At 38.0% G+C, this 769-nt stretch carries 1 protein-coding gene; it reads right to left on the bottom strand.

The window, feature by feature from the left end:
* A partial coding sequence (locus tag AC5YGG_RS20870; RefSeq protein ID WP_496146357.1) for a T9SS type A sorting domain-containing protein occupies positions 1 to 769 on the bottom strand: 769 nt, incomplete at both ends.

Genomic DNA, 769 nt, shown 5'->3' on the forward strand with positions numbered 1-769 from the left:
AGTGATCAGATAAGCTCCTTGTACTAAAGCCTGGGTGTTAATTTTAGTCACTCTGTTCTTAGTTTTCAGGTTTTGTAATTGCCTCCCACCCATATCATACAGCATAATATCAGCCTCTTTAAAATCAAAGCCGATTTCTACATAAGCATAGTCTGTGACAGGATTCGGATAGATCTTGATGTCATATTTTTCAATCAAATCATTTACCTGTTTGTCACCCAGTTTTACAATTTTCCAGTTCTCTTTACCTAATTCCTCGGCACTGGTTCCGGCTAGGATAATAGATCCGTCTCGGTTTAATTTTAAATCGGAAAGCCTTTCTTCTCTTTTTCTGGATTCTCCCTTCACATGTTTTCGCCACTGTTCATTGCCGTTTCCATCTAAATACAACATCCAGAAGGTCTCATCATCGGTTTCTATTCTTCCTTCGGCTTGAGTATAACCTCCTAATAAAATTCCTTTTGAAGATTTATCATCTGCAGAATGAATGATGCTCATTCCCATTAAAACATCGCGGTTTTTAAAGCTGTAAGATTTTTGCCACTGCTCATCGCCTTTTTCGTTCAAAGCAATCAGCCAAAGATCTGTTCCTTCCTGGATTCCTACTGTTTTGTTTCCTGATCTATCGGATCTTGATTCACCACCAATGACGTAACCGTTTGAAGTTAAAGCAAGCGTTCTGAGATGATCGTCTTCTTTTCCTCCATAATTCTTTTCCCATTCTACTTTTCCATTTTTGTCAAGTTTTATGATCCAATAATCACCTTCT

This window comes from Chryseobacterium sp. CS2K3, from assembly GCF_059515185.1.